The following is a 24387-nucleotide window of genomic DNA, read 5'->3' as shown; positions in this document are numbered from 1 at the left end:
CGCACGGTCCGCCCCGGCGTCGCGTGTCACTCGCAGACCGTGCCGTCGTTGTCCCGGTCGATGTACCAGTAGTACTCAGGATCCTTGCCCTGCCTGTACGGGCCGTACCCGTTCGCGTTCGCCTCCTTGCAGGTGCCGAAGCGCGGGTCGTTGCCGCCGCCGCCCGAACTGCCGCCGCCGGTGCTTCCGCCGCCGGAGTCGCCGTTGCCGCCGCCCGGCTCACAGGCCTCGCCGTCGAGGTCGCGATCCAGCCCGGTCCGGTATCCAGGCTGGCCGCGCAGTAGCGGCGCCTTGCCGGCTGCGCGTACGGCATCGCAGTTCTTGTAGTAGACGGCGGGCTTCGTGGTCTTGCGCGGAGTCGGCTTCGGCGCGGGCTTCGCGGTGGTCGGTGCGGCCGTGGTGGGTGACGGCGGCGGCTCGGGCGACACGGTGCTGACCTCGGGCGCGGGGGCCGTGGTGGTGGGCGCCGCCACGGTCGGCACCTCCTGGGCGACCGCCTTGTCCGGTGTCTTGTCCGGTTCGGTGGCGGGGCCGCCGGCGACGCCGATGCCGAGCAGCCCGCCGCAGCAGGTGAGGACCGCGATGCCGCTGACGAGGAGCACCTTGATCGCCGCGGGCTGGCGGCTCCACCACGACGGCCGTGGCGGTGGCGCGAACGGCATGCCGGGCTGATGGGGCGGTGGCGGCGGGCCCTGCCCGTGCCACGGGTTCGGGGGAGGGTGTTCGGTCACAGCGGGCAGTGTGGAGCGATGCGTTCGCACGGGAGTGTCGCCGAGCCGACAGACCGGCCCGTACCGGCGCGATAAGCGACGAAGTGGTGGGCGGCTGCCGGAACATCGGCATCCATGCTGCGGATGATCGGACTCGGCCCGTCGCCGAACGGCCGACGGCGAGAGGCGCAGTGGATCAGGCGTACGGCCGGGCCGTGAGCCGTCCCGCCGCCGCCAGCCGCTCGACGGCGGCCCGGTGGGGAACCGCGTGACTGGTACGGCCGCCCACGCCGGTAGTGGTGACGGCGGTGAACAGCGAGTTGAGCAGCGCCTCCTCCACCGCGTCCAGCACGGCGGCGAAGACCGGATCGATCGCGCCGTCCGGGATCGGCTGCTGATCCGACGTGGTGAACGCGATCGCGTAGTCGCCGCTCGTGTTGCTGAACGACGCACCCACCCGGGCCATCGCGAACACCGCCCGACGGGCGAGCCGCCGGAGCTGGCGCGCGTCCAGCGGTACGTCGGTCGCCACCACGATCATGCACGAGTTGCCCGGTGGTTCGGTCCGGTCGGCGGCCGGGACCAGCTCGTCGACCGGTAGCGGCACGCCGAGCGCGGTGAGGACGCCACCGAAGTTGGACTGGACCAGTGCGCCGACCGTGCGCGTGTGACCGGCGGCCTGGACCGTGCGGGACGAGGTGCCGATGCCCGCCTTGTAGCCGAGGGCGGTGGTGCCGGTACCGGCACCGACGCAGCCTTCGGCGGGGAGTCCGCCGGTCGCCCCCGCGACGGCGGCCAGGACGTGGGCCTCGGTGATCGGGCGGCGGCGGATGTCCGACAGGTGCCCGTCGTTCGTCTCACCGACCAGCGGGTTGAACGACAGCCCGTCCGGCCGTCGCTCCATCAGGTGCCCGAGCAGCGCGTCCGCCGCCCGGAACACCGACAGCGTGGCGGTCAGCACGACCGGGGATTCCAGTACGCCGAGTTCGTCCACCTGGGTCGAGCCGACGAGCTTTCCGTGGCCGTTGCCGGCGTACACCGCGGCGGGCAGCGTCCACCGTCCGGGGCCGAGCCCGCTCGGCACGATCGCTGTCACGCCGGTGTGCAGGTCGGCGCCGTCGTCGACGGTGGTGTGGCCGACCAGGACGCCGGGGACGTCGGTGATCGCGTTGTGCGTCCCGGTGGGCAGCGGCCCGACGTCGATCCCCAGGTCGCGGGCGCGCCGACCGGACCGGCTCAGGCCGCCGCCGCCCGGATCGCCTGCGCGAAGCCGGTCGGGGAGTAGTCGTCGGGGACGCCTTCGACCAGGATGATGTCGCCCTCGATGTGCCGCGAGCGCAGCGGTGCGATCTCCTGGTAGGCGGGCGAGTCCCACCACGCCCGCGCCTCGGCGATCCCGGGGAAGCCGAGCATCACGACGCCGCCGGGCCAGCTTCCCTCCCGGACCTCGTGCGGCGTCGCGTGCACGAGGAAACGGCCGCCGTGCGGGGCGAGGGTGGCCGGAAGACGCTCGATGTACTCGGCGATGTCCCGGTGCGGGGCGGCGTCCTGGAGGTGGGCGATGGCGTACGCGGGCATGCTGTCCTTCCGGCCGTCGGGCTCTGAACGCCAATCCTGGCACAGCGGTCAGCACGCTTTCTCGCCCGGTGACGATGGTGGGCGCTCAGGCCCCGGACGCGACGGCCGCGACGGCGGCGTGCGGCCGGTGGGCGTCGTCGTCCAGGCGCGTCAGGCGCTCGACCTCCGCGAACCCCGCCCGCCGCAGCCGCGCGGAGAACTCGTCCACCGGCCAGCGGTACGCGGTGGCGACCTTGTGCTCGAAGGCACCCATCTCGTCGCCGACGAAGATGCCGGCCACGAGCGGTCCACCCGGCACGATCGCGCGGCGGAACTCCGCCAGCACGCCGTCGAGATCCGGTGGCGGGAGGTGGATCAGCGAGTACCAGGCGAGGATCCCGGCGACGGAGTGGTCGGGGACGGCGAGGTCGTCCAGTGACCCGAGCCGGTACGCGCAGTCCGGATGCGTCGCCCGCGCGTGCGCGACGAACTCGGGAACCATGTCGATCCCGGTGGCGTCGACGCCCAGCGAACGCAGGTGGCCGGTGAGGTGGCCCGGTCCGCATCCCAGGTCGAGCACCGGGCCGGTCCGGACGGTCAGGTGGCGGCCGATGAGGGCGAGGTCGTCCCCATGGACCTGGCCGGTGGTGCCGAACAGTTCGATGTAGAGCGGCGCGACCGCGCCGTACGCCTGCCGTACCCGTGCGTTGTCCACCCGTCGACCATAGAGGCCGCACGCCTTGGCCGCATTTACCGGATGAATGAGATGAATGAATGGAAAAGTCGTCGCAAAGCTTCCGCCCGGTGAGGAATCGATAGCTTTCCGTCACTGAAGTTTCTATCCTTGAAGAATCCCGATCGCCAGCAGCGGAAGGGGCGGCATGCCACGCCGTTCGAGCCTCAGCTATCGAGATGCGTTACGACTGCTGGCCCCGGGCAGCACGCGCATCACCCAGACCGACAAGGTCGTCAGCGCGGGAATCCTCGGTGCCGGGGCGCTCACTCAAGGCGCGGCGCTCGCTTTGCTCGGCCCGAAGAACGCGCTCATGCAGCTCGTCCGGGACGCCACCGGAAACCAGGCCGGCCGCATCCGGACAACCGGCGGGAGGTCGTATTACGAGCTGCTGGAGGCCAGCCACACCGTGCTGGCGCTCTCCGCGTTCTTCGACGGTTTCCGCGACGAGGTCGGGCCGGGTTTCGACCGGCTGGAACTGACCGACGAGGAGAAGGTCGGCATGGTGCCGGCCGAGCGGCGCCACCACACGCTTCCGCAGGAGATCGACGGCGGCTACTTCCCGCTGCCCTCGTCCGTGCACGGCATGGACGACACCCGCCGGGACGTCGAGGCCGCCTACGTCAAGCTGTACGACGCGACGATCGCGTTCTGCGAGGGCCTGGCCGCCTGGCCGTCGGTGCGACGCGGGCTCGACCTCACGTCGATGCGCTCCCGCGTGGTGGGCCGGGCCATGTGGCACTACGAGGACCGCTTCGACCGGCTCGCCGCTGACCTCCCCGAGTTCGGGTTCCGGATGATCCGGCAGGCGATCGAGCACAACCTGATCGACAACCGGACGCTGACCACCGAGGTCTCGGCCCGGCTGGACGCGCTGGCGCAGCTCTACCGCAACCTCGCCGAGCTGTCCGGCCCGGTGGCCGCCGACCGGCCCGACCTGCTCCGCGAATCACTGGACCGGCTCACCGGCTCGCTCGCGGCGGTGTTCCGGCAGCCGCTGCTGCGGATCAAGGACGTCGACTTCCACCTGCGTCTGCCGAATGTGGACAGCGGCTTCATCAGCCCCGACTTCCGGGCCGCCGAGTACGGCAAGCACACGTCACCGGAGCGGGAACACTGGTGGGAGGACCAGCCGCGCCGGGGTGACCTCGTCGGGTTCCTCTCCGAGTACCTGACCGACCCGGCGAGCCTGCACCGTCCGCTGCTGCTGCTCGGCCAGCCGGGCGCCGGCAAGACGTTGCTGACCCGGGTGATCGCGGCCCGGCTGCCGGCGAGCCGGTTCACCGCGATAGTGGTGCCGCTGCGGCGGATGTCCGGGGACTCGTCGCCGACCGAGCAGATCGAGGCGGCGATCGAGCAGGTGATGGACGAGCGCATCCGCTGGGCGGACCTGCGCCGGGCCACCCAGCACACCACGGTCGTGGTGATCTTCGACGGGTTCGACGAACTCGTGCAGGTCACCGGCACGGCCCACTCGCAGTACATCGACCGGGTGGCCGAGTTCCAGGAGGCCCAGTGGGATCTGGGCTACTCGGTCATCCCGATCATCACGTCCCGGATCCTGGTGATGGACCGCGCCAGCGTGCCGCAGGGCACCGTGCTGGTCCGGCTGGAGGACCTGACCGACGCCCAGGTGACGGCCTGGCTGGCCGCCGTCAACGCGGCGAACGAGGACCGCCCCGGCTACCGCCGGCTGTCCGCCCGGGAACTGCTGTCGCACGGCGAGCTGGCCCGCCAGCCGCTGCTGCTCACGCTGCTGGCGATCTACTACAACGAGCACTGGGCCGACCGCCGTCCCGGCGTCACCATCTCCCGGTCCGACCTGTTCACCGGCCTGCTCACCGCGTTCATCAGGCGGCAGGTGAGCGAGAAGGCGCCGACCGCCCTTCCGCCCCACGAGCGGGAGGCCCGCGAGCACCAGCTCCGGCGCGACCTGGCGATCACCGCGTTCGCCATGTTCAACCGCAACCGGGAACTGGTGAACCGGGCCGCGCTCCGCCTCGACCTGGACTGCTTCGGCTCCGGGCCCGGAGACGGCTCACGGTTCGAACTCGGCGACGTGCTCGGCCCGGAACAACTGGTCACCGCCGCGTTCTTCGTGGTGTACGGCCCGGACGACGTGCAGGGCGAGGACGCCCGGCGCACGTACGAGTTCCTGCACACCACGATCGGCGACTTCCTGATCGCCGAGTACGTCATCGGAGCGCTGCGGAGCCTGGCCGAGCTGCGGCGGCACACCCGCAGCCCGGCCGGCTTCGGCTACCAGCTGGACACCGGCCAGTTCCGCGCGCTGCTCTCCCACCAGCCGCTGGTGAAGCGGGAGGCGGTGGTCGGCTTCGCCCGCGAGCTCAGTTCCCGCCACCCGGAGGAGCGGGACGGGATCGTGGAGACCATCGCCGGCCTGCTGGCCGAGGCCCGGCAGCGGACCAACCTGGCCGGCGTGGACGGCTACCGGCCCGCGCCGTACGACCCGGTGCGGCTGCTCGCCGCGTACACCGCGAACCTGGTCGCGCTCGCCGCGCTGGTGTCGCCGGACGGCGTACGCCACACCGACCTGATGGACGAGGCGACCTGGGTGTCGACGGTCCGGCTGTGGCGGGCGGGACTGGACGAGAAGGGCCAGCTCGCGATGATCAGTTGGCTCGGCCGGGACGCCGACGGCCGGATCATCGCCGAGCGGCGGCGCGAAGGCCGGGGGGAGACGGTGAACGTGGCCGCCGAGGAGGCGCGGCTGCTCGGTGACATCACCACCTACGGCCAGTTGCAGGCGGGCGCGCGGACGTGGCGCGGCCAGCAGCCGGACAGCTTCGAGGCCGGCCGGTTCCACGCCGACCTGGTGTCGCTGGCCACCCGCCGCTGGCCGGTGCCGTCCCTGCACCAGCTCATCCTGTACGACGAGCGCAGCTACCGGCGGCTGTGGGCGCGTGCCGTCGAGTCACCGGAGGCGGTGTCCAGCACGAGCGCCACGGTCCTGCTGGAGTGCCTCGCCGAGGACGGCGCACAGTTGCCGCGCGAGGTGGTGTGCGGGCTGACCCGGGTGGCGCTGAGCCGCCTGCCCGACTCGCCGACCGCGCCGCCCGAGCTGATCATCTCGTGCCCGTACCTGATCGACGAGTTCCCGGAACTGGTCGACTCGCTCGGCACGACCGACGACCACGCGGTGCTGCACGCGCTGATCCTGCGGCACGGGCTCCACCGGCTGCCGCAGCGGTACGTGCCCCGGGTCCGTCGGGTGCTCGCCGACATCGAGGACCGGCTCGCGGAGCTGCCGCTGGAGGACGGCGTGGTGTCGGCCGAGATGGCCGAGCAGTTCGCCGCCGCCCGGGTCGACAACCGCACCGCGCTGTGGCTGCTGATGGCGTTGAGCGAGTACGCCGAACTGGCCTGGCCGAAGATCCCGCCGAGGACGATGCACGCCCTGCTCGCGCACCGGCTGCCGGACGAGTTCCTCGACGAGGCGAGCCTGTGCCGGCTGCTCCTGGACTACCTGCGGGCCTACGACCGGGTGCCGGCCGAGGTCTCGCTGGCGTCCGCCCTCGACACGCTGCGCGTCCTCGCCGCGTCCGACCCGTCCGCCGGCCGGTCCAACCGGTCCGACCGGACCGGCCCGTCCGATCACACCGGCCAGATCCCGGCCGCCGGGGCGGTCTGACCACGCCACCCGTACCGCCACCACCCGTTCGGAGGCCCCGATTGGCACACTCGCCCCGGCACCGAGAGCACATCGTCCGAACGGGAAGGAGGAACCTGGCGGTCGACATCGCCGGGGCGGAACGCGGCTGGCCGGTCTTCCTGATGCACGGCACACCCGGCAGCCGCAACGGTCCACGGCCACGGTCCATCGTGCTGCACCGGCTGGGCGTACGGCTGATCTCGTACGACCGGCCGGGTTACGGCGGTTCCAGCCGGCTGCCCGGCCGCCGGGTCGCGGACGCCGCCGCGGACGTCGCGGCCATCGCCGACGACCTGGGCCTGGACGGGTTCTCTGTGGTCGGGCGCTCCGGCGGTGGCCCGCACGCCCTGGCCTGCGCCGCGCTGCTGCCGGATCGGGTCCGGCGGACCGCCGTCCTGGTCGGTCTCGCCCCGGCCGGTGCGGCCGGGCTGGACTGGTTCGGCGGCATGACCGACGCCAACGTGCGGGACTACGGCGCCGCCGAGCGCGACGTGCCGGTGCTCGCCGAGCAGTTGCGGCTGCGGGCCGAGCGGACCATGGACGACCCGGGCTCGCTGCTCGCGCTGCTGGTCGAGCAGATGACCGAGGCCGACCGCCGGGTGGTGGCCGGCGTGCCGATCCGCCGGCAGCTCACCGACGCCTACGCCGAGGCGCTGCGCCAGGGGCCGCACGGCTGGATCGACGACGTGCTCGCGCTGCGCGCCGACTGGGGCATCACGCTCACGGACATCCGGATGCCGGTCCGGCTGTGGCACGGCGCGGACGACAACTTCGCCCCGGCCAGCCACACCCGCTGGCTGGCCGAGCAGATCCCCGGCGCGCAACTGCACGTCCAGCCGCGCAGCGCGCACTTCGGCGCGGTGGAGGTGCTGCCGGAGATCCTCGCCTGGCTGGCCGACCCGCTGGAACGGACCGCCGTCAGATCGGATGCGGGTCGATGATGCGCCGCTGCAACCGGCCCTCCCGGGCGGCCTCCACGGCCGGGTGGTTCTCGCCCAGCCGGTAGGACAGTTCACGGGTGACCGCCTCCAGCTCCGCGCGCCGGCCGCTGTCCACCCGCTCCTGCATCACCACCAGGTTCGCCCGGCAGCGCAGCGCGTTCGTGTGGTCGCGGCCGAGGATCCGGACCAGCCCGTCGTGCGCACGCCGCAGCAGGCTCAGGGCCTCCACGTCCGCGGCCTCCCGGCCTTCCGGCGGGTCGGGCTGTTCGGCGATGCAGATGCCCTGGTTCATCCAGCCGGAGAGCGGGTACGGGTGCCCGCTGCCCAGCACGCCCGCGAGCGAGTCGGCGGACCGGCCGGCGAGCTGCCGGGCCTCGGCGAAGTCCCCGGCGCGGCGGGCCACCATGGCGAGGTTGACCATGCAGACCAGCGTCAGCGGGTGCGCCGGACCGAGGTTGCGCTGGTAGATGCGGTGCACCTCGGTGAGTTCCCGGCTGGCGCGCTGGAACAGGTCGACGGTGAGCAGGTTGATCGACAGGCTCAGCCGGCAGGTGAGCGTCTCCGGGTTGTCCGGCCCGAACCGCTCGTTCAGCAGCTCGTAGGCGGCTTCGAGGAGCTTGCCCGCCTCGACCGCGTGCCCGGCCGCGCGCATCGACACCGCCAGGTTCGTCTGCGTCCGCAGGGTGATCAGGTGTTCGGCCCCGGCCGTGTGCAGCAGGTCCCGGTGGACGCTGCGCAGCCGGGTGACCGACTGCTCGAAGTCGCCCGCGTCGCGCATGTCGATGCCGACGTACGCGGAGGAGGCGAGCGTGTCCGGGTGGTTCTCCCCGAGGATCGCGCGGCGCCCGGCCAGCACCATCTCGTCGTTCTTGCGGGCCTCCCGGAAGTCGCCCATCAGGCGCTGCGTGCTGGCGAGGTTGTTGAGCGCGGCGAGCGTACGCGGGTGCTCCTCGGTGAAGTTCCGCTTCCACGCGTTGAACGTGATCTCGTCCAGGCGCAGCGCTTCGCTGTACATGCCCATGCCGCGCAGGTCGCGGGCGAGCCCGCCGGCGGTCATCAGCGTGTGCGGGTGGTCCTCGCCGAGCAGGTCCCGCTGGGCCGCCAGCACCTCCTCGTCCAGCGCCCGGGACTCGGTGAACTGCCCGAGGAAGGCGAGGATGTTGGCGAGGTTGAACTGGAGGTGCAGCAACTGCCGGCGCAGGTCGTCGCGCGCCCGCGGGTCGGTCTCCTCCGCCAGCATCTGCTCCCAGGTCTGCGCGACCTCCTGCCCGAGCCGCCGGCCGGTCTCCAGGTCGCCGCGCAACTGGAGGTAGCGGACCCGGTCGATCATCAGCGCGCGCACCTCCACCTTGCGGCTCAGCGGCGCCTTGGAGGCCTCCAGGTGCGGCCAGATGACCCGGAACCGCGGCCAGCCGTCGGGGTCGTCGACCTCGCCCTCGGGCCGGGCGGCGGCGAGCACCAGGTGGACCTGCTGGCGGGCCTCGTCGAGTTCCGCCTCCGTCATCCGGGACCGGACGGCGTGCTGGAGCAGGCGGTGCATGAGCACCAGGCCGCCCCGGCCCCGCTCGCCGCCGGCCGGGTTCTCGGCCCGCAGGTCGACCCGCACCAGGGCGAGCCGGTTGGCCTGCTGCACCAGTTGCTGGCGGACCAGCCGCTCCTTGGCCTGCGGGTGGAACGGCACGAGCGCCTCGGCGAATTCGTCGCTGTAGACCAGGTCGGCGGAGATCTCCGGCGCGAACACCGAGCAGAGTTGCAGCACCCGGTAGGCCGCCGGATTGCGGGTCCGCAGGTGGTTGAGCGACAGCTCCCAGGTCGCCTCCACGGAGACGTTGCTGTTCGGCTCCATCACCGCGCCCGGCCCGAACTTGGCGATCTCGTTGAGGTAGCTGTCGACCGAGTGGCCGGTGTCGGCGAGCCAGGCCGCGGCGGCTGTGACAGCGATCGGCAGGTCGCCGAGCAGGGCGGCGATCCGGTCGGCCTGGTCGACGCGCATGGTCGGCACCCGTTCGGTGAGGTGCTGGATGCTCTCCGCGCGCTTGAACACGTCGACCTGAACGGTGGTGGCCCGCTCGACCCACTGCAGGTTCCGGGACGTGATCAGGACGTGACCCTTGCCGTCCGGCACGTACGGCAGGACGCCCTCGACCTCGTCCGCGTTGTCCATGATCAGCAGCCAGCGGAGGTCGGTGCGGCGCAGCGCCTGGAGCACCAGCCGGGCGTTCTCCCGGTTCGAGTCCGACGACGGTACGCCCAGGTAGGGCGCGAGGTCGCCGATGGCCGACTCGATGAACGGCACCTGGTCGGCGTCGATCCACCACACCATGTCGTACGCGGCGCGGTAGCGGTGGGCGTACTCCAGCGCGAGCTGGCTCTTGCCGATGCCGCCCATGCCCTGCAACGCCACCGGCCCGGTGCCGGAGAGCACCACCTTCGGGCTGCTGCGCAGCAGCGTCCGCAGCTCGCGCAGGTCGGCCTCCCGGCCGGTGAAGCGCTTGTTGCGGCCCGGCACCTCGAACACCGTGTTGTCGCGGCCGGGGAACCGGGGACCGGTCGGCAGTTCCAGGTCGGCCGGCACGCCCTCCCGGCCGACCAGGCGCAGGATCCGCGCGGCGGCGGTCCGGGCCTCCAGGCCGGCCACCGAGACGGTGTGCGCCGCGGGCACGTTCGCCAGGCGCCGCACGTCCGCGACGTAGACCACGAGCGGCACCTGGTCGGGCGAGCGGTCCGGCGCGGCGAGCACCGCCTCCTCGGTGGCGTTGGACTCGGAGACGATGATCAGCTCCCGGGCCGTCCGGGGCGTCTCGTCCTCGGCGAACCACGGGTCGGTCACCCGGACGTCGGCCGAGACCAGCAGGTGACCGATCCACTCCGCCCACACCCGGTCGTACGGGGCGTGCCGGAGCAGGATCTCGTTCTCCACCGAGTTGGAGGTGCGGGTGAACCGGGCGTTGACCCGCTCGCGTACCGGGCTGCTCATCGGCGGCAGCGACTCCACCTCGCCCCGGGTGATCTCCCGGGCCAGCACCTCGTACGCGGACAGCAGCGACCCGTTGACGCCGGGCTGGTCGGCGAACGTGGCGAGCAGTTCCTCGTACGCGTAGAACGCCTGGTAGGGCACCTGCATCCGGGCCCAGTACCGGTCCCGTTCGGCCTCGCTCATCCCGCTCGGCAGACCGCTGAAGCGCTGCCGCGCCACCGCCCGCCCGGTGTCCGCCTTGACCTTCTCCGCCGGGTCGATCCGCATCGGCACGGGCAGCACCCGGATCCGCCGCGACCCGTAGCGGTGCTCGACCAGCCGTGCCACCTTGGCCGCGCCGGTGATGCCCTGCTCGCTGAGGGTGAAGCAGGTGACCAGCACGTCCGGTAGCTGGATGGTGCAGATGTCGGCCACGTCGGAGAAGCCGGTGCGGCTGTCGATCAGCACGTAGTCGTAGTTGCGCTTCATGTCGGCGCGCAGCGCGTCGAAGAAGTAGCCGCCGCCCTGCCGCTCGTAGAACTCGTCCCAGTTCATCCCGGCGAGCGCGCCCGCGTAGTCGTTGTTCTGCTGGCCCGCGCCGAGGAAGTCCAGCGTCCCGTCACCGGGGAAGTTGGACCAGTTCAGCGAGAACGAGTACTTGTGCACGCGGGCGTACTGCTCGTGCCAGCGGTCGTCGCCCTTGTCCTGCTTGGTGGCGGTCGCCCACTCGTACTCCCGGATCAGGTCGATCACCCCGCCGGTGCTCTCCAGCGCGTCCCGGTCGATGAACGGCGCGAAGAAGCGCGACAGGCCGGGGGACTCCAGGTCCCAGTCGACGGCCAGCACCCGCTTGCCGTTGGCGGCGAGGATCCAGGCGACGTTCGCCAGCGCCATCGTCCGGCCGGTGCCGCCCTTGTAGGAGTAGAAGGTGACGACCTGTCCCTCGCGTCGGGTCATGTGTCCACTCCCTCGTCGGGCGGCGGGTTCTCCCAGAGCCGGGGTTTGCTGATCGGCCGTCCCGGCGGCGGGTAGGCCGGTCTCGCCTCCAGATAGCGGCGGCGCATCCGGTCGACCAGGCCGTGGATCCCGGCCCGCCAGTCGTCGTAAGTGGTGATCGCCAGTGGGCGTGCCGCGGCCGGGAAGATCTCGATGGCCCGGTCGAGCAGCACCGCCGCGTGGGAACGGCGGCCGGGTGCCGAGTCCTCGATGATCACCACGACGCCCACCCAGCGGTGCAGCGAGGCGACGGCCGCGCGGACGGCCTCCGCACCGTCCGGCGTATCGACCACCCGAGGATCGATCATGAGTACGCCCGGGCAGCCCCGGAACAGCCCGGCGTCCGGTACGAAGTCGCGGACGTCGATCGGCATCCGCAGCCGCTGCACCGCGTCGGTCACGTCGTCGACCACCGGCGGCCGGTCGCGGAACGGGCGCCACCGGCCGGCGTGCGTGTCGGACCGCCCGTTGAGCCGTCCCGGGTCGGCCGGTTCCTCGGGCGCTATCACCACCGCCCGGAACGGCACCTCGCTGGTCGGGGACGACGGCAGGTCGGTCGGCCCGGTCGGCGGCTCGGCCGGTTGCAGCGGCGTCTGCTCGGCGGTGTCGACGATGTGCTGGGCGAGCCGGCCCAGCACCTCCTTGTAGGCGTGCTGGAACTTCTGGAGCCGGCAGAGCGCGCTCATGCCGTTCGCGGCGTACGCGTCCACGTCGGCGGCCATCGCCACCGCCCGGGCCTGGTCCGGCGCGTGCACCGCGGCGGGCGACGGGATCCACAGGACCGGCAGGATGTTGTCGCCGTCGGCCGGCCGGCCGGCCCGGATCAGCCGTTGCCGGAACCACTCCCGTTCCCGGCGCGAGTCGTCCCGGTTGAGGTAGTCCGGCGAGTACAACGGCACGAACACCTCGGCCTCGGCCAGCGCGGTGCGTCTTCGTTCCGTCCGGTCCTCCGGCGGCCGCACCATGAAGTCGGCGAAACCCTGCCGGCGTAACCGGTCGCCGGGCCGGCCGTCGATCGCCAGGTTGAGATCGTGGTAGAAGCGGCGGACCCAGTGGTCGCCCGGGGTGCGGTCGTTGTGTGTCGGCGGGGGGACGTAGCTGAGGAAGAAATAGGGCGGGCCCGGCAGCGCGGGCCGCTCAGAGGTCACGACGGCACGACCGTTCCACGGGAAGTGCGCCTGACCCCCAACCGGTAATGATCACGCGCTGCTCCCCAGTCGACACGATGCGGCGTCTATCGATCAGGGTAGAGAGGTTGCGCCCGGGTTACCAGGCCCTCACCGTCCGATGTGGGCATCCATCCAGGCCGCCGCGACGCGTACCGCGCCGGAGATCGGCAGCAGCCGGGCCGGTGCGTCCCCCACCGTCCCGTGCCGGGTGAACGCCGCCCGGTCGAGTTCCGCGCCGATCGCGGGAAAAGGGGCCGCATCCAGGTGCGGAGCCTCGAAGTCCAGCCGTTCCCGGCGGCCGTCGCGCAGCACGTAGCAGCGGTACGGACGACGCGGCGCCGGCCGGCGGGACCGGTACTCGGCGAGGTGCAGCGCCGTGCATGTCGCATAGCCGACACCGAGCAGCAGCGTCCGGGCGCCGGCCGCCTCCAGGGCCGCGAGCGGGGACCGCTCCCCGAGGTGGGAGTCCAGGTCGTGGACGCGCATCAGCTCCTGCGCCCGCGGCCCCCACGCGCTGAACGACGTCTGCGGGTGCCGGCTGCGGACCGCGCCGGGCAGCCTCCGTACGTGCTCGGCGAACGCGCCGACCCCGAACGACGGCGTGACGGCCGGGTCGAAGCCGGGCATCCGGTCCTCGTACGCCAGGCGTTCCTCGTCGGTCAGCCCGGCGGTCGCGGCACGGTACGCGGCGCTGCTCACCGAGTTGTCAGGGGTCTGTGCCGGAACCACGACGGTGCCGGACGGACCGACGGCGGCCCGCAGCGCCGCAGCCAGGGTGCCCGCCCCGCCGTCGACAGGCCCGAGCGCGCGCAGGGAGCAGTGCACGAGCACCACGTCACCGGGGCCGAGCCCGAGCGCGCGCAGGTCGGCGGCGAGCGTGCCGGCCCGGTACGCGGTCCGGGCGGCGGTCACGACGGCCACCCGGACATCGAACGCGCGACCTGCCGGACCAGCCGCGAGCCCGCCGGGGTGAGCGCGTCCGCCCGTTGCAGCGCGCCGATCGCCTCGGCCGTCCAGTCGCGATACCGGCGGTAGACCGCCTGCGCGCCGTCGACCTGGCGGCCGGCCCGGATCCGCCAGATGTCGGCCACCGCCGCGTGCGCGTAGATGCCGTGCAGGACGGCCTCGGCGGGCCGCGGGTCGGGCCGCCAGCCCACTGTGATGTCGGTCGGCCGCGTGCCGTCGACCAGGTCGCAGATGTCCAGCAGCGCGTTCATCTTGCTGTGCTGGAACTCGTGCACGAGCAGCACCGCGAGCGATCCGGCATCGGTCTCCGTGGCCGCGACACCGCCGAACGCCTGCCGCGCGGTCGACGCCTCGCTGACACCCGCGCCGCTGCGCCGCAGCGGCACCACGGCCCGCAGCCCGGCGCGCAACTCCTCGGCGTGGCCCGGCACCTCGTCCCGGATCGCCTGCCACGCCGCCGCGAACGTCTCGGCCCAGCGCGCGGCGCCCGCGTCGTCGAGCCGGTCACCGGCGGGCAGCCGGTGGCAGTCGCGGTGCGGGTCGCCGTCCTCCAGCAGGACGCTCACGTCCGGCGCGGTGAGCACGCGGGCCGGCCACCACCTCGGCGCGTCCCCGGGCGTCCCGGGCCGGACCGTGACCGTCACGTCCCCGGCGGTCACCCGCAGCGAACCCGGGCCGGTCTCGACCCGTGCGGCGCCGTCGCCCACCTCGGGCAGCAGGACCGTGCCCACCGTCGGCAGGTGCAGACGGCCGGATCGCACCGGTACGTCGAGGCGTACCGGCGTGCCGGCGTCGAGCGCGGCGGCGACGGCGAGCGCGGTCAGGTAGTCCGGTCCCTGCCGGGCGCCGGTGCCGGTGCCGGCGAGGCAGTCGACAGCCCACGCCCGCACGTAGGGATGGGCCGCGATCCGGGCGACGGACTCCGGCGCGCTGCGGTCGAGGGCGGTCAGCGCCTCCCAGCCGTCGGCTCCGGCCCCGCCGGCCGGCAGCCGGTCGGCCACCTCGGCGAGCAGCGCGCGGACGATGGCGATCTGCGCCTCGACGAGCCGGCCGATGGCGACCCGGTCGCCGGTCAGCGCCGCGAGGCGGTCGATGAAGTCGTCGGGCAGGCCGGCGTCGAGCCGGACGGATGCTGGTGGGTTCTCGTTCACGTGCACGATCAGCTCTTTCAGATCGGCGCAGTAGACACTCGGATGGTCGAAGTGCCCGGCGCCGTACCGGTGGGCGAAGAGTCCGCCGCCGCACTGGTCGACCACCGGGCACCGCCGGCACTCGTCGCTGAGCCCGGCCCGGCCGGAGCGGCGGCGGGCCAGGAGCGGGTCGGCCGCCACGTCGTCGGCCGCGTGCGAGAAGACGGTCATGCCGGTGGACGGCGCGCCGTCGTACGCGGTCTTGAGCGAGTCCGCCTGCTCCCACTCGCCGTCCGTCTCGATCACCGCCAGGTCGACCGGGTCGAGGCCGAGCCACTCGGTGCCGCTGGGCCCGCCCGCGGCGGTGGACAGCAGCGAGTCGAAGAGGCGGACGGAGACCGGCCGGCCGTCGGCCCGCCAGCGGTCGTAGACGGCACGCAGCCAGTCCGCGTACGCGGTGCCGCCGCCCGCCGGCCGCCACGGCGGGTCGTCCCAGGTGGCGTGCGGGAGCAGGAAGTCGATCCGCGGAGGCTCCTGGGCGAGCAGTGACTCGTAGACCGCGATCGGGTCGTTGCGCACGTCCACTGTGCACAGCAGGCCGGAGTAGATCCGCCGGTACGCCGGGCGGCGCAGCAGGGCGAGCGCGCGGAGCACCTGGTCGTAGCTGCCGGCACCGGACCGGAAGCGCCGGTGCCTGTCGTTGGCGGCCCGGTCGCCGTCGAGCGATACGCCGACCGCCACGTCGTGTTCGGCGAGCACGTCGCAGAGCCGCTCGGAGAGCAGGACGCCGTTGGTCTGCATGCCGAGCCGGAGCCGGGTGACCGGGCCGACGACTCGCCGGAGGTCCGCGAGCACCTCGCCCAGCCGCTCGGCGCCGAGCAGCAGCGGCTCCCCGCCGTGCAGGATGACAGTGACGTCCGGCAGGTCGTGGGCCACGGCGTGTTCGGCGATCCGCCCGGCCGCCGCCCGGAGCACCTCCGGCGTCATCCGTACCGGGCGGCGGCGCCAGCTCTGGTCGGCGTGTTCGTAGACGTAGCAGTGGTCGCACGCCAGGTCACACCTGGCGTGCACCTTGAGGACGAACTCGGTGAGCGCCGCGCGGGCGGGCCCCGGGGCCATCGGGGATCAGATGAACGACGAGAACTTCGCCGCCGGGATCCGGGTCTGATCGAGGTGAGCCGCCATCACCCGGCGCACGATGGGGGAGATGTCCGCGGCGGAGAGCCGGTCGAGCGGCTCCGCGCGGACCCTGCCCAGCGAGACCGGGGGCTCATCCTGGCGCAAGGGTGCGGTTGTCATGAGTCTTCCTTAGGTTCGTATACGCCGGCCGAGCACAGCGGCGACGGCCAACCTAGTGCCTCTGGGGGATCCAGCACCATCGACCCACCGGTGGGGAGACGGTTCTTTTTGGACGGTTCGCCGGCCGGCGCCGTCGTCGCCAGGGGGAGCGACCGTAAGGGATCAATTATGCGCCTTTTTGCCCATCTGGACCACGAATCGAAGTTCAGACTTTGCCAGAAATCGTCCACCCCGATCCCCTGGTCAGGCGAGGGATCGGGGTGGACGAGCGGCTCAGACGGCCGGGCCGCTCCCGGACGGTGCGCCGAGGTGGATGCCGACGTCGGCCGGCTCGGTCATCTGGTCGTATGCCCTGGTCCGCAGCCGGTTGGTCTGCACCTCGCCGTCGAGCAGCGCCGCCCGCAGCGCCTCCGCGTCGCCGATCTCCTTGGCGGTCACCGCGTCGGCCGCTGTCGTGGCCCCCTGCACCACCTCCAGGTGGGTGCCGTCGGTGGGCATCAACTCGGTCCACTTCGCCAGGCAGTACACCCGCTCCGGCACGTCCTGGCACTCGGTGGTCAGCTCGGGCATCTCGTCGCCGCTGCCGAGGTGGCCGGTCCGGTACGTCGTCAGCTCGTCCACGAACGCCGTCAGCTCGTGCTCCACCTGCGGCGCCAGGCTGGTCGCCACCACCTTGCCGAAGATCCACCGCAGCGCGGTCAGCTCCATGCCGGCCCGCACCGGCAGGTAGAGCTTCGCCCAGCTCGCGTTGACGAAGTCGCCGGGGTCGCGCTCCGGGGCGCGGGCGTCGCCGCCGGACCACCAGCCGGGGTACGCCACGAACGACGCGCGCTCCCAGTCGAAGACGCGGTGCCAGAAGTCGATCTCCCACGCCTCGTCCCGCACGCTGGCCGGGAAGTGCGCCTCCACGATCTGCGAGACCATCTCGTTCACCGGGGAGAACCCGGCCCGCAACCGCGCCTCGAACTCGTCCCCGGCCGTCTCCACCGCCGCCAGCGCCTCGTCGCGCCGGTCCTGCCACTCCTGGAGATCGGTCAGGTAGCCCGCGACGAGCGCGTTGTACGCCGCGTCGTCGGCGGTCTGGTCCACCACCGTCGGGGTACGCCGGAACCCGGCGGCGAGCTGCACGTCCGCGCCCGGACCGGCCAGCCAGCTCCGGGCGCCGACGTGCACGCGTACGCGCAGCACCGGCCGGCCGTCCGCCTCGGTGACCACCGGCACGCCCACCACCCGGGCGGCGATCGCCTCGGGCGGGCGGCGGGTGATCAGCGTGAGGTTCTGCCGGATCGTGTCGATGTCGCCGTCCCACTCCCAGCCGGCGTCGAACGCGACGTCGACGTCGTAGTCGGCGCTCATGTCACCGGTGAGTCCCCACTTGTCGAGCGTGACCACGGGCGAGTACACGACGCGCGTCTCCACCGCTGCGGGCGTGCCACGCGGCGGGCGCTCCGGCTTCACCGGCATCGGGGGCAGCGCGGCGACCGCGTTGTCGCGGATCCGCTTCCGCCCGTCGACGATCTTCTGCGCGAAGGCGAACGCCGGATCCTTGATCGTGGGGGCCCAGCAGACCCGTGCCCCGTACCGCTCGTGGGCCAGCTCCAGCCGTTGCAGCACCTTGAAGTAGTGCAGTGTGATCGGCGTGGCCCGGTTCGGGTTGCGGACGGTGCGCTTCGAGGAGGACTCCGTACCGGTCTCGCTGACCAGTTTGAAGTCGGTCTTGTGCTGGGTGCGGTAGCGCGCCGCGACCTTCGATGTGGCGGTCCGGCTGTCCTTGACCGCGCGGCGGCTCGTCTCCTGGCTCGCCGCGGTGACGCTGGTGGCGAAGCCGATCGTGTGGCTGGCGTTGAAGGTGCCCCAGACGCCGGTCGGGCTGGTGTACTGGCCGGTGTGGCTGGCGTTGAGCCCCCAGGTGTCGGTGAGCGACTTCTGCCGCTCGAAGCCCTCCTGGAGTTCCGTGGTGAGCGCGCTGGTCAGTTCGACGTCGGTCTGCTGTTCCGACTCGTTCTGCTCCTCCAGGGTCAGCTCGCGCTTCGTGTAGGTGCGCTGCTCCAGCACCGCCTCCTCGCCGGGGGCGAGCGCCAGCGCGTAGACGTGCTCGCCGAGCGCGAAGCCCACCGGCCGGATCCGGGTGCGGTCGAGGAACGCGATGCCCACGTCGGACTGGAGCAGCCCGGCGAGGAACTCCGTTTGCTGGTCGCCGAGGAGCGTCTGGCGTCGCGCCGGCGGCTCCCGGTACGACATGCCCGAGTCGACGCCGGGCAGCGCCTCGGTGGCGGCGTCCATCTCGTTGGCCTTCCACAGGTCGTGGAGGCCGAGTTCCTTGAGCAGGTGCGGCAGCCGGTCGCCGTCGAGCCCGCCGTAGCGGATCGCCTCGATCAGCGCCTGCTTGACGTAGAACGGCAGGATGGGCGTCTCGCCACCGCCGAAGGTGAGCCGGACCGGTACGAAGTAGTTGGAGTAGACGTACCGGTCGGAATGCGCGGTGCTGAAACCAAGCGTCGCCGGATCGGCGTCGGCGACGACGACTCTGCCCATCGGTGCTCCTCTACAGCGGCAGGTTGAACAGGGATTGCAGGCCCCGGTACGTCATCTCGTGCGAGGTGACGAAGAATCCGGGGAACAACTGGCTGAGGGCGGCCTGACGGAGGACCGTCTCGCGTACGGCGTGCGTGGTCAGTTCTTCGAGGCCGGCGACGACCTCCGCCGGGACGCCGCCCTTCGCGGCTCGCTGGTACGCCTCCGCGATCGCCTCCCAGCGACCGTCGAACGTCTCCCCGAGGTCGTCGGCGACGGTTCCCCAGGTCTTCTCGAAGCGCTCCAGCTTCGTCGAGGACGTCCAGTCGACGTTCGTGACGCGGGCCGCCTCGGGGTCGACGAGCAGCAGGTCGGAGCGGAGGTCCCCGACAGTGGTGGACACCTTCCACCGGAACCGTTCGGCGAGGTGGGTGGCGAGCGCCTTCTCCGCGCCGGTCGCGGCCGGGTTGCCGGTGAACCCGACGAGCCGCAGCAGCAGATCCCGGTCCGGGTGGCCGAGCAGCATCTGCGCGACAGTCTGGCGCAGCACCGCCTCGGAGCCGCGCAGCGCGGGCGCCAGCTCCGGGTGGGCCGCGCGGACCGCCTCGACCACAGTCGCAAGCGACTTCTCCGCGAACGGTTCCAGGCCCGGTGACCGGCCGGCGAGCTGCGCGACCTCGGCCGCCATCCGCCGGTGGACCTGCTGGCCGAGCCGCCACGGTTGCGCCTGCCCGGCCTTGCGCAACGCGCGGAACTCCTCGTACGCGGCGGTCTGGAGCGCCCCGTTGAACGCGGTGGTCAGCCGCTGCTCCAGTTGCCGGGCGATGGCGGCGCGCACGGCGGCGGCCCGGATGTCCCGGGGTGTCTTCGGCGGTTTCAGCTCACGCAGGTCCTCGACCCGCTTGATGATCTCGTCGAGCGCCTCGGTCAGCTCGGCGCGAGTCGCGGCCCGGCCGGCCGACGAGACCGTCTCCGACATGCTCGCCATCAGCACGGGCCGGCCGTCGAGGCTCACCAGCGCGCCGAGCCGGGTGCCCGCACCGGCGCCCGCGAACGCCTCGGCGTGCGCCGCCTGGTTGAACACGGTCAGTGTGAGTTCGGCGTCGACGAGCAGCACCCGGCCCTGCCGGAACAGCGCGTCGAGCACCTTCGGAGGGAAGAGCGTCCGCAGCACCGCGAGGCCCACCTGGGGCGTGGCGACGATCGCCGCCCGGCCGATCGCCACCAGCAGCGCGGCCGTCCGGGCGGTCAGCAGGCGCGCCTCCCGGGCGCCGGCGAGCAGCAGCGGCACGTACCGGACGGCGGCGCGCACCGCGACGCCGCCGAGCAGCCGGGCGAGCTGCACCAGGCCGGTGAGCACCTGGTAGAGGTCGCCGGCGACGCGCCCGAGCAGGCGGCCGGCGGCGAACGGGTCGAGGTCGTCCAGGTGCCGGGCGAACTGGGCCGCCCAGCCGCGCCACAACGCCAGCAGCCGGTCCGGAACTGTCGTCGGGTCCAGCGCGGCGACGATCCCGGCCAGCGCCTGGCGTACGACTGTGGCCTGGTCGGCGAGGCGCTGCACACCGGCGCGCGGGTCGACTGCGAGCACGATGAGCGTGGTGAACTGCTCCTGCTGGAGACGGCCGATCAACTGCACGAGCTTGCCGAGGTCGACCACCACCGTCGCGACGGACTCCCCGACGCCGACCGCGAAGCCGTCCAGGAACAGCTTCGGGTTGATCCCGTTCCAGGCCGCGTAGTGCCGCATCGCGTCGAGCAGCGCGGGATCGAGGCCGAGCAGGTAGCGGCGGAAGGAGCCGTCGGAGTCGACGTCGGAGGCGGCCAGGTCGAAGAACGCCTCGGCCAGCCGGAGCTTCGCGAGCATCGAGACCAGGTCCCAGACGTTGTCCGGCGTGATGCGGCCGGTCATCGCGGCCAGCACCCGCTCGCGGGTCATCGACCGCGTGGCGTGCGCGTCCATCCAGTACCTGACAGTCAGCGCGACGAACTCCACCCGTGGATCCTGGGTGCGTGCGCCGAAGACCGCGGCCCGGTCCTCGGCGGACACCCGCGGCACGCTGAACCAGTCCCGGATCATGACGGATTCGTTCGCCGGCTGCCCCAACTTCCCCACCACCCCTCCAGCCGTGTGCACTGTCGGGCCGCGCGGAGGGCGGCGGTAGTGCTGGGTCGAGAAGCTGACATGGCCCCACGGCGCTCTCCGGCGTCTCACCCGCGGCGATCGTTGCCCTGGAGGCAACGACGGTGGCCCGCTCCGTCGTTGATCGGCACTGTCCCGCCGGAGAGTGTGGAGGTCGTCACCACCTCCCGAGCGAAGGGTCGGACAGATGTCCTTCCAGGCGTACCTCGACGCGATCGAGGACAAGACCGGCAAGACCCCGCGCGTCCTGGTCGACGAGGCCAAGGAGCGCGGCTACGACGCCGCCGACGTGAAGGCCGCCGTGATCGTGGGCTGGCTGAAGGACGAGTACGGACTCGGCCGGGGACACGCGATGGCCCTGGTCCACGTGGTCAAGAACGGGCCGAAGATCAGCGCCAAGCACGTCGGCTCCACCGGATCCCACCGCGACGACAGCGACACGCTGTGGCTGGACGGCAGAGCCGCCCGAGCCTCCGCCTAGCGGCTGTGGACGGCGACGCCTACCGTTCGCCCCATGGGAGCGATCAAGCCGTGGCACCTGTCCGTTCTGATGCTCTGCTGCCTGCTGCCGCTCATCGCGGCAGTGGTGGCGGTGGTGTGGACGCGGCGGAGTCGCCGCTGACCGTCAGCGGCCGGCGACGAACTCCTCCACCGCGGTGCAGATCCGCCCGAGCGCCTCAGCCGAGGCCGCCAACGGTCCGGGCACCATCATCGAGTGGTCGGCGTCGGCGACCTCCACCACGTGCGGCGTGAGCCGGCGCGCCACCGCACCGTCCCAGACCCGGTCGCCGGTGCCGCCGGCCAGCAGGAACGGCGCGGTGGCCCGGCCCAGCGGCTCCCGTACCGCGGAGTTGGTCAGCAGCGGCGTCAGCCACACCGCCGGGATGCCCCGGTCGGCGGCGAGCGGCGCGGCGAAACTGCCGAGCGACTTGCCCACGAGCAGATCCACCCCGGCGTCGAGGACCGGATCCAACTGCTCGGCGACCCACTCCGGCGCGCTGTCGAGGCGCAGATCCCCCAGCGACCGCCAGGTCACCTCGTGCACCTCGAAACCGAGCCGGCGCAACGCCTCCCCGATGTAGACGAAGAGCGGTCCCCGGGTGTCGTAGCCCTGTCCCGGTGCGAGTACCGCGCGCCGATCCGCCATGGTCGCCTCCCTTGCGTTCGATCGATGCGTCACGCTAGCCGCCGCACGGGCTTCCGGTGACCCCTCGGCCTCACAGCCGTTCCGGGGTACGGATGCCGAGCAGGTCCAGGCCCTGCCGCAGCACCCGCCCGGTCAGGTCGCACAACACGAGTCGGCTCTCCCGCACCGGCTCCTCGGCCCGCAGCACCGGGCAGCGTTCGTAGAACGCGCTGAACGCGACCGCCAGCCGGTGCAGGTAGGCGGTCAGCCGGTGGAACTCCAACCCGCCCGCCACCTCCTCGACCACCGAGGCGAAGCCGACCAGCTCCACGGCGAGCGCCCGCTCGGCTGGCTCGGCGAGCGAGACCTCCGCGTCCGGCCGCGCCGCCGCGCCGGCTCGCCGGAAGATCGACCGGACCCGGGAGTACGCGTACTGGAGGTACGGTGCGGTGTTCCCGTCCAGCGACAGCATCCGCTCCCAGTCCAGCACGTAGTCCTTGTGCCGGTCGCCGGACAGGTCGGCGTACTTGATCGCGCCGACGCCCACCGCGCACCCCACCTCGGCGGCCTCCGACTCGCCCAGCTCCGGGTTGCGCTCCCGGGCCAGCGCGGTGGCCCGCTCCACCGCCTCGGTGAGCAGCCCGGCCAGCTTCACCGACCCGCCGGCCCGGCTGCGCAGCATCCGCCCGTCCGGACCGAGGATCGAGCCGAACCCGACGTGCTCGGCCCGCGCCGGTGCGGTGAGCCAGCCGGCCTGCACGGCGACCGCGAACACCATCTCGAAGTGCCGCCGCTGCGGAAGCCCGACCACGTAGAGCAGCCGGGTCGCGCCGAGCGCGCCGGTCCGGTGCCGCAGTGCGGCCAGGTCGGTGGCGGGGTAGCCGTAGCCGCCGTCGGACTTGCGCACGATCAGCGGCAGCGGCTCGCCGTCGCGCCCCACTGAACCGGGCGGGAACACGCAGTCCGCTCCGTCGCTGCGCCGCAGCAGTCCGAGCCGGTCCAGCTCCTCGACAGTCGGCGCGAGCTGGTCGTGGTAGCTGCTCTCGCCCCGGAAGTCGTCGCCGGACAGCGTCACGTCGAGCAGGTCGTACACGGTCAGGAAGTAGCCCTCCGACTGCGTCACCAGCAACCGCCACAGCCGCAGCGTCGCCGGGTCACCGCCCTGCAACGCCACCACCCGCTGCCGCGACCGCCCCCGGAACGCCTCGTCGTCGTCGAACTTCGCCCGCGCCGCCTTGTAGAACCCGTCCAGGTCACCCATCGACAGCTCCTGGGCCGCCCCGGCCTCGCCCAGGTCGAGCAGGTGCTCGATCAGCATGCCGAACGGCGTGCCCCAGTCGCCGAGGTGGTTGGCGCGCAGCACCCGGTGCCCCAGCCATTCCAGCGTCCGCGCCGCCGCGTCACCGATCACAGTCGAACGCAGGTGCCCGACGTGCATCTCCTTCGCCACGTTCGGCCCCGAGTAGTCGACCACCACGGTCTCCGGCTCCGCCACGGGCGGCACGCCGAGCCGCGGGTCGGCGGCCATCGCGGACACCAGCCCGCCGAGCGCGTGCCCGGCCACCGTGAGGTTCAGGAAACCCGGCCCGGACACCTCGACCGCCGCGCAGAGGTCGGCCAGCGCCGCGTGCTCCCGTACCTCCGCGGCGATCTCCCGCGGCGGGCGGCCGAGCCGCCGGGCCAGCCCCAGCGCCGCGTCGGACTGGAAGTCCGCGTGCTGCGAGCGCCGCACGGCCGGGTCCACCGGCCCGCCGGCCACCGCCGCGAACGCCGGCGCCAGCCGGTCGGCAAGCAACCTTTCAAGATCCATGGGTACGCCGATCTCGCTGTGGATCCGCCGCGCGGATCACCTGATGGGAACGCGACGGCGGAGCGAGGACGATCGATGACGACCGGCGGCTCGGTCCGCCGGTCGCAGGAGGAAAGGCTCAGCGCAGGCGGTAGCGGGACCGCCGGCGTCGCAGCGCGCCGAGCCGGACGTCGGAGGACGTCATCGGGTATGCGTGCGAGCTGGCCACGTCGGCAGCGTAACCGGCCGGTCCGGGGTCGGCGCAAGCGCGTACCCCGGACCGGCTCGTGGTCAGGCCGAGGTGGCGACCGCCTTGCGGTAGCGCCCGGCCAGGCGCCGCACCCGGGTGTACGCGCTGCTCAGGCCCATCGCCCGGCGTACCTCGACGAGCGTGCGGCGCACCGTCGCCGGGTCGTCGGAGAGCGCGATCGCGGGCTGCTGCGTCCTGCCGTGCTCACTGCTGTCGATAGCTTTCCGTGTAGTAGCTGCCGACCTGCTCCCGGTACTCGGGGTGCGCGAAGTGGTCCCTGTCGAACGCCGGCGACTCCTTCACCTGCTCCCGGGTGCGGTCCACGTGCACGACGCGGTCCAGGTGGTCGACCTGCGCCACAGTGCCGGCGGGCAGCAGCACCTTCTTGCCGAAGATCCACGGACCGGTGTCCACCACCAGGTACCGCGCGTCCGCGTC

17 protein-coding genes (1 of these 17 cut by a window edge) are annotated in these 24387 nt (G+C 72.7%); 3 read left to right on the top strand and 14 right to left on the bottom strand.

The genetic code is table 11. From position 1 onward, the window contains the following. Nucleotides 1-26: 26 nt before the first annotated feature. From O7622_RS03420 to O7622_RS03405, 4 genes are all read right to left on the bottom strand, one after another. Nucleotides 27-731 carry an excalibur calcium-binding domain-containing protein gene (locus tag O7622_RS03420; protein WP_282311817.1) on the bottom strand — a complete coding sequence of 235 codons (705 nt, stop codon included), beginning with the start codon at nucleotides 729-731 and terminating at the stop codon, nucleotides 27-29. A gap of 175 nt (nucleotides 732-906) precedes the next feature. Then, on the bottom strand, nucleotides 907-1899 hold the full coding sequence (locus tag O7622_RS03415) for a P1 family peptidase (protein WP_282314022.1): 993 nt from the start codon (nucleotides 1897-1899) through the stop codon (nucleotides 907-909). A gap of 47 nt (nucleotides 1900-1946) precedes the next feature. Continuing rightward, nucleotides 1947-2288 carry a DUF1330 domain-containing protein gene (locus tag O7622_RS03410; protein ID WP_282311816.1) on the bottom strand — a complete coding sequence of 114 codons (342 nt, stop codon included), beginning with the start codon at nucleotides 2286-2288 and terminating at the stop codon, nucleotides 1947-1949. An 85-nt stretch (nucleotides 2289-2373) separates the two neighbouring features. After that, nucleotides 2374-2982: a class I SAM-dependent methyltransferase gene (locus tag O7622_RS03405; RefSeq protein ID WP_282311815.1), complete on the bottom strand. Its 609-nt coding sequence runs from the start codon at nucleotides 2980-2982 to the stop codon at nucleotides 2374-2376. A gap of 166 nt (nucleotides 2983-3148) precedes the next feature. On the opposite strand from O7622_RS03405, the gene O7622_RS03400 reads away from it, so the two are divergent. Together O7622_RS03400 and O7622_RS03395 are read left to right on the top strand one after the other, a co-directional pair. Continuing rightward, nucleotides 3149-6652, top strand: coding sequence for an AAA family ATPase (locus O7622_RS03400; RefSeq protein WP_282311814.1), 3504 nt, complete (start codon nucleotides 3149-3151; stop codon nucleotides 6650-6652). Between the two features lie 41 nt (nucleotides 6653-6693). Next, complete coding sequence (locus O7622_RS03395; RefSeq protein ID WP_121684372.1) at nucleotides 6694-7614, top strand: alpha/beta hydrolase; 921 nt, start codon at nucleotides 6694-6696, stop codon at nucleotides 7612-7614. Here the strand turns inward: O7622_RS03395 and fxsT are convergent. From fxsT to O7622_RS03360, 7 genes are all read right to left on the bottom strand, one after another. Continuing rightward, nucleotides 7592-11527 (bottom strand): FxSxx-COOH system tetratricopeptide repeat protein, encoded by a 3936-nt coding sequence (gene fxsT, locus O7622_RS03390; RefSeq protein ID WP_282311813.1) that lies wholly within the window; start codon nucleotides 11525-11527, stop codon nucleotides 7592-7594. The genes O7622_RS03395 and fxsT overlap by 23 nt on opposite strands. Continuing rightward, nucleotides 11524-12714, bottom strand: coding sequence for a TIR-like protein FxsC (locus O7622_RS03385; protein ID WP_282311812.1), 1191 nt, complete (start codon nucleotides 12712-12714; stop codon nucleotides 11524-11526). The genes fxsT and O7622_RS03385 overlap by 4 nt, the downstream gene beginning before the upstream one ends. A gap of 129 nt (nucleotides 12715-12843) precedes the next feature. Continuing rightward, nucleotides 12844-13656, bottom strand: coding sequence for an AAC(3) family N-acetyltransferase (locus tag O7622_RS03380; protein ID WP_282311811.1), 813 nt, complete (start codon nucleotides 13654-13656; stop codon nucleotides 12844-12846). Then, a complete protein-coding gene (locus O7622_RS03375) occupies nucleotides 13644-15950 on the bottom strand; it encodes an FxsB family cyclophane-forming radical SAM/SPASM peptide maturase (RefSeq protein ID WP_282311810.1) in 2307 nt (768 codons plus the stop codon). The genes O7622_RS03380 and O7622_RS03375 overlap by 13 nt, the downstream gene beginning before the upstream one ends. A 6-nt stretch (nucleotides 15951-15956) precedes the next feature. Next, on the bottom strand, nucleotides 15957-16130 hold the full coding sequence (locus tag O7622_RS03370) for a hypothetical protein (protein ID WP_013289092.1): 174 nt from the start codon (nucleotides 16128-16130) through the stop codon (nucleotides 15957-15959). A gap of 273 nt (nucleotides 16131-16403) precedes the next feature. Next, complete coding sequence (locus tag O7622_RS03365; protein ID WP_282311809.1) at nucleotides 16404-18665, bottom strand: hypothetical protein; 2262 nt, start codon at nucleotides 18663-18665, stop codon at nucleotides 16404-16406. A gap of 10 nt (nucleotides 18666-18675) precedes the next feature. Continuing rightward, nucleotides 18676-20721: a hypothetical protein gene (locus tag O7622_RS03360; protein ID WP_282311808.1), complete on the bottom strand. Its 2046-nt coding sequence runs from the start codon at nucleotides 20719-20721 to the stop codon at nucleotides 18676-18678. Nucleotides 20722-20971: 250 nt separating this feature from the next. On the opposite strand from O7622_RS03360, the gene O7622_RS03355 reads away from it, so the two are divergent. Further along, complete coding sequence (locus tag O7622_RS03355; RefSeq protein ID WP_282311807.1) at nucleotides 20972-21265, top strand: DUF4287 domain-containing protein; 294 nt, start codon at nucleotides 20972-20974, stop codon at nucleotides 21263-21265. Between the two features lie 144 nt (nucleotides 21266-21409). Here the strand turns inward: O7622_RS03355 and O7622_RS03350 are convergent, their stop codons facing one another. The 3 genes from O7622_RS03350 to O7622_RS03340 form a co-directional block, all read right to left on the bottom strand. Next, nucleotides 21410-21931, bottom strand: coding sequence for an alpha/beta hydrolase (locus O7622_RS03350; protein WP_282311806.1), 522 nt, complete (start codon nucleotides 21929-21931; stop codon nucleotides 21410-21412). 70 nt (nucleotides 21932-22001) lie between these two features. Then, nucleotides 22002-23720, bottom strand: coding sequence for an arginine--tRNA ligase (gene argS, locus O7622_RS03345; RefSeq protein ID WP_282311805.1), 1719 nt, complete (start codon nucleotides 23718-23720; stop codon nucleotides 22002-22004). A gap of 433 nt (nucleotides 23721-24153) precedes the next feature. Further along, nucleotides 24154-24387: the 3' portion of a PRC-barrel domain-containing protein gene (locus O7622_RS03340; protein ID WP_282311804.1), read on the bottom strand. Its footprint extends 210 nt past the window's final position; the window shows 234 of its 444 coding nt (coding positions 211-444); its start codon lies beyond the right edge, outside the window; it ends in the stop codon at nucleotides 24154-24156.

It is taken from the genome of Micromonospora sp. WMMD1076 (assembly GCF_029581475.1).
Classification (GTDB): Bacteria; Actinomycetota; Actinomycetes; order Mycobacteriales; family Micromonosporaceae; genus Micromonospora; species Micromonospora aurantiaca.
The sequence above is the reverse complement of the archived record's forward strand: the minus strand, read 5'-3'. Positions and strand labels throughout refer to the sequence as shown.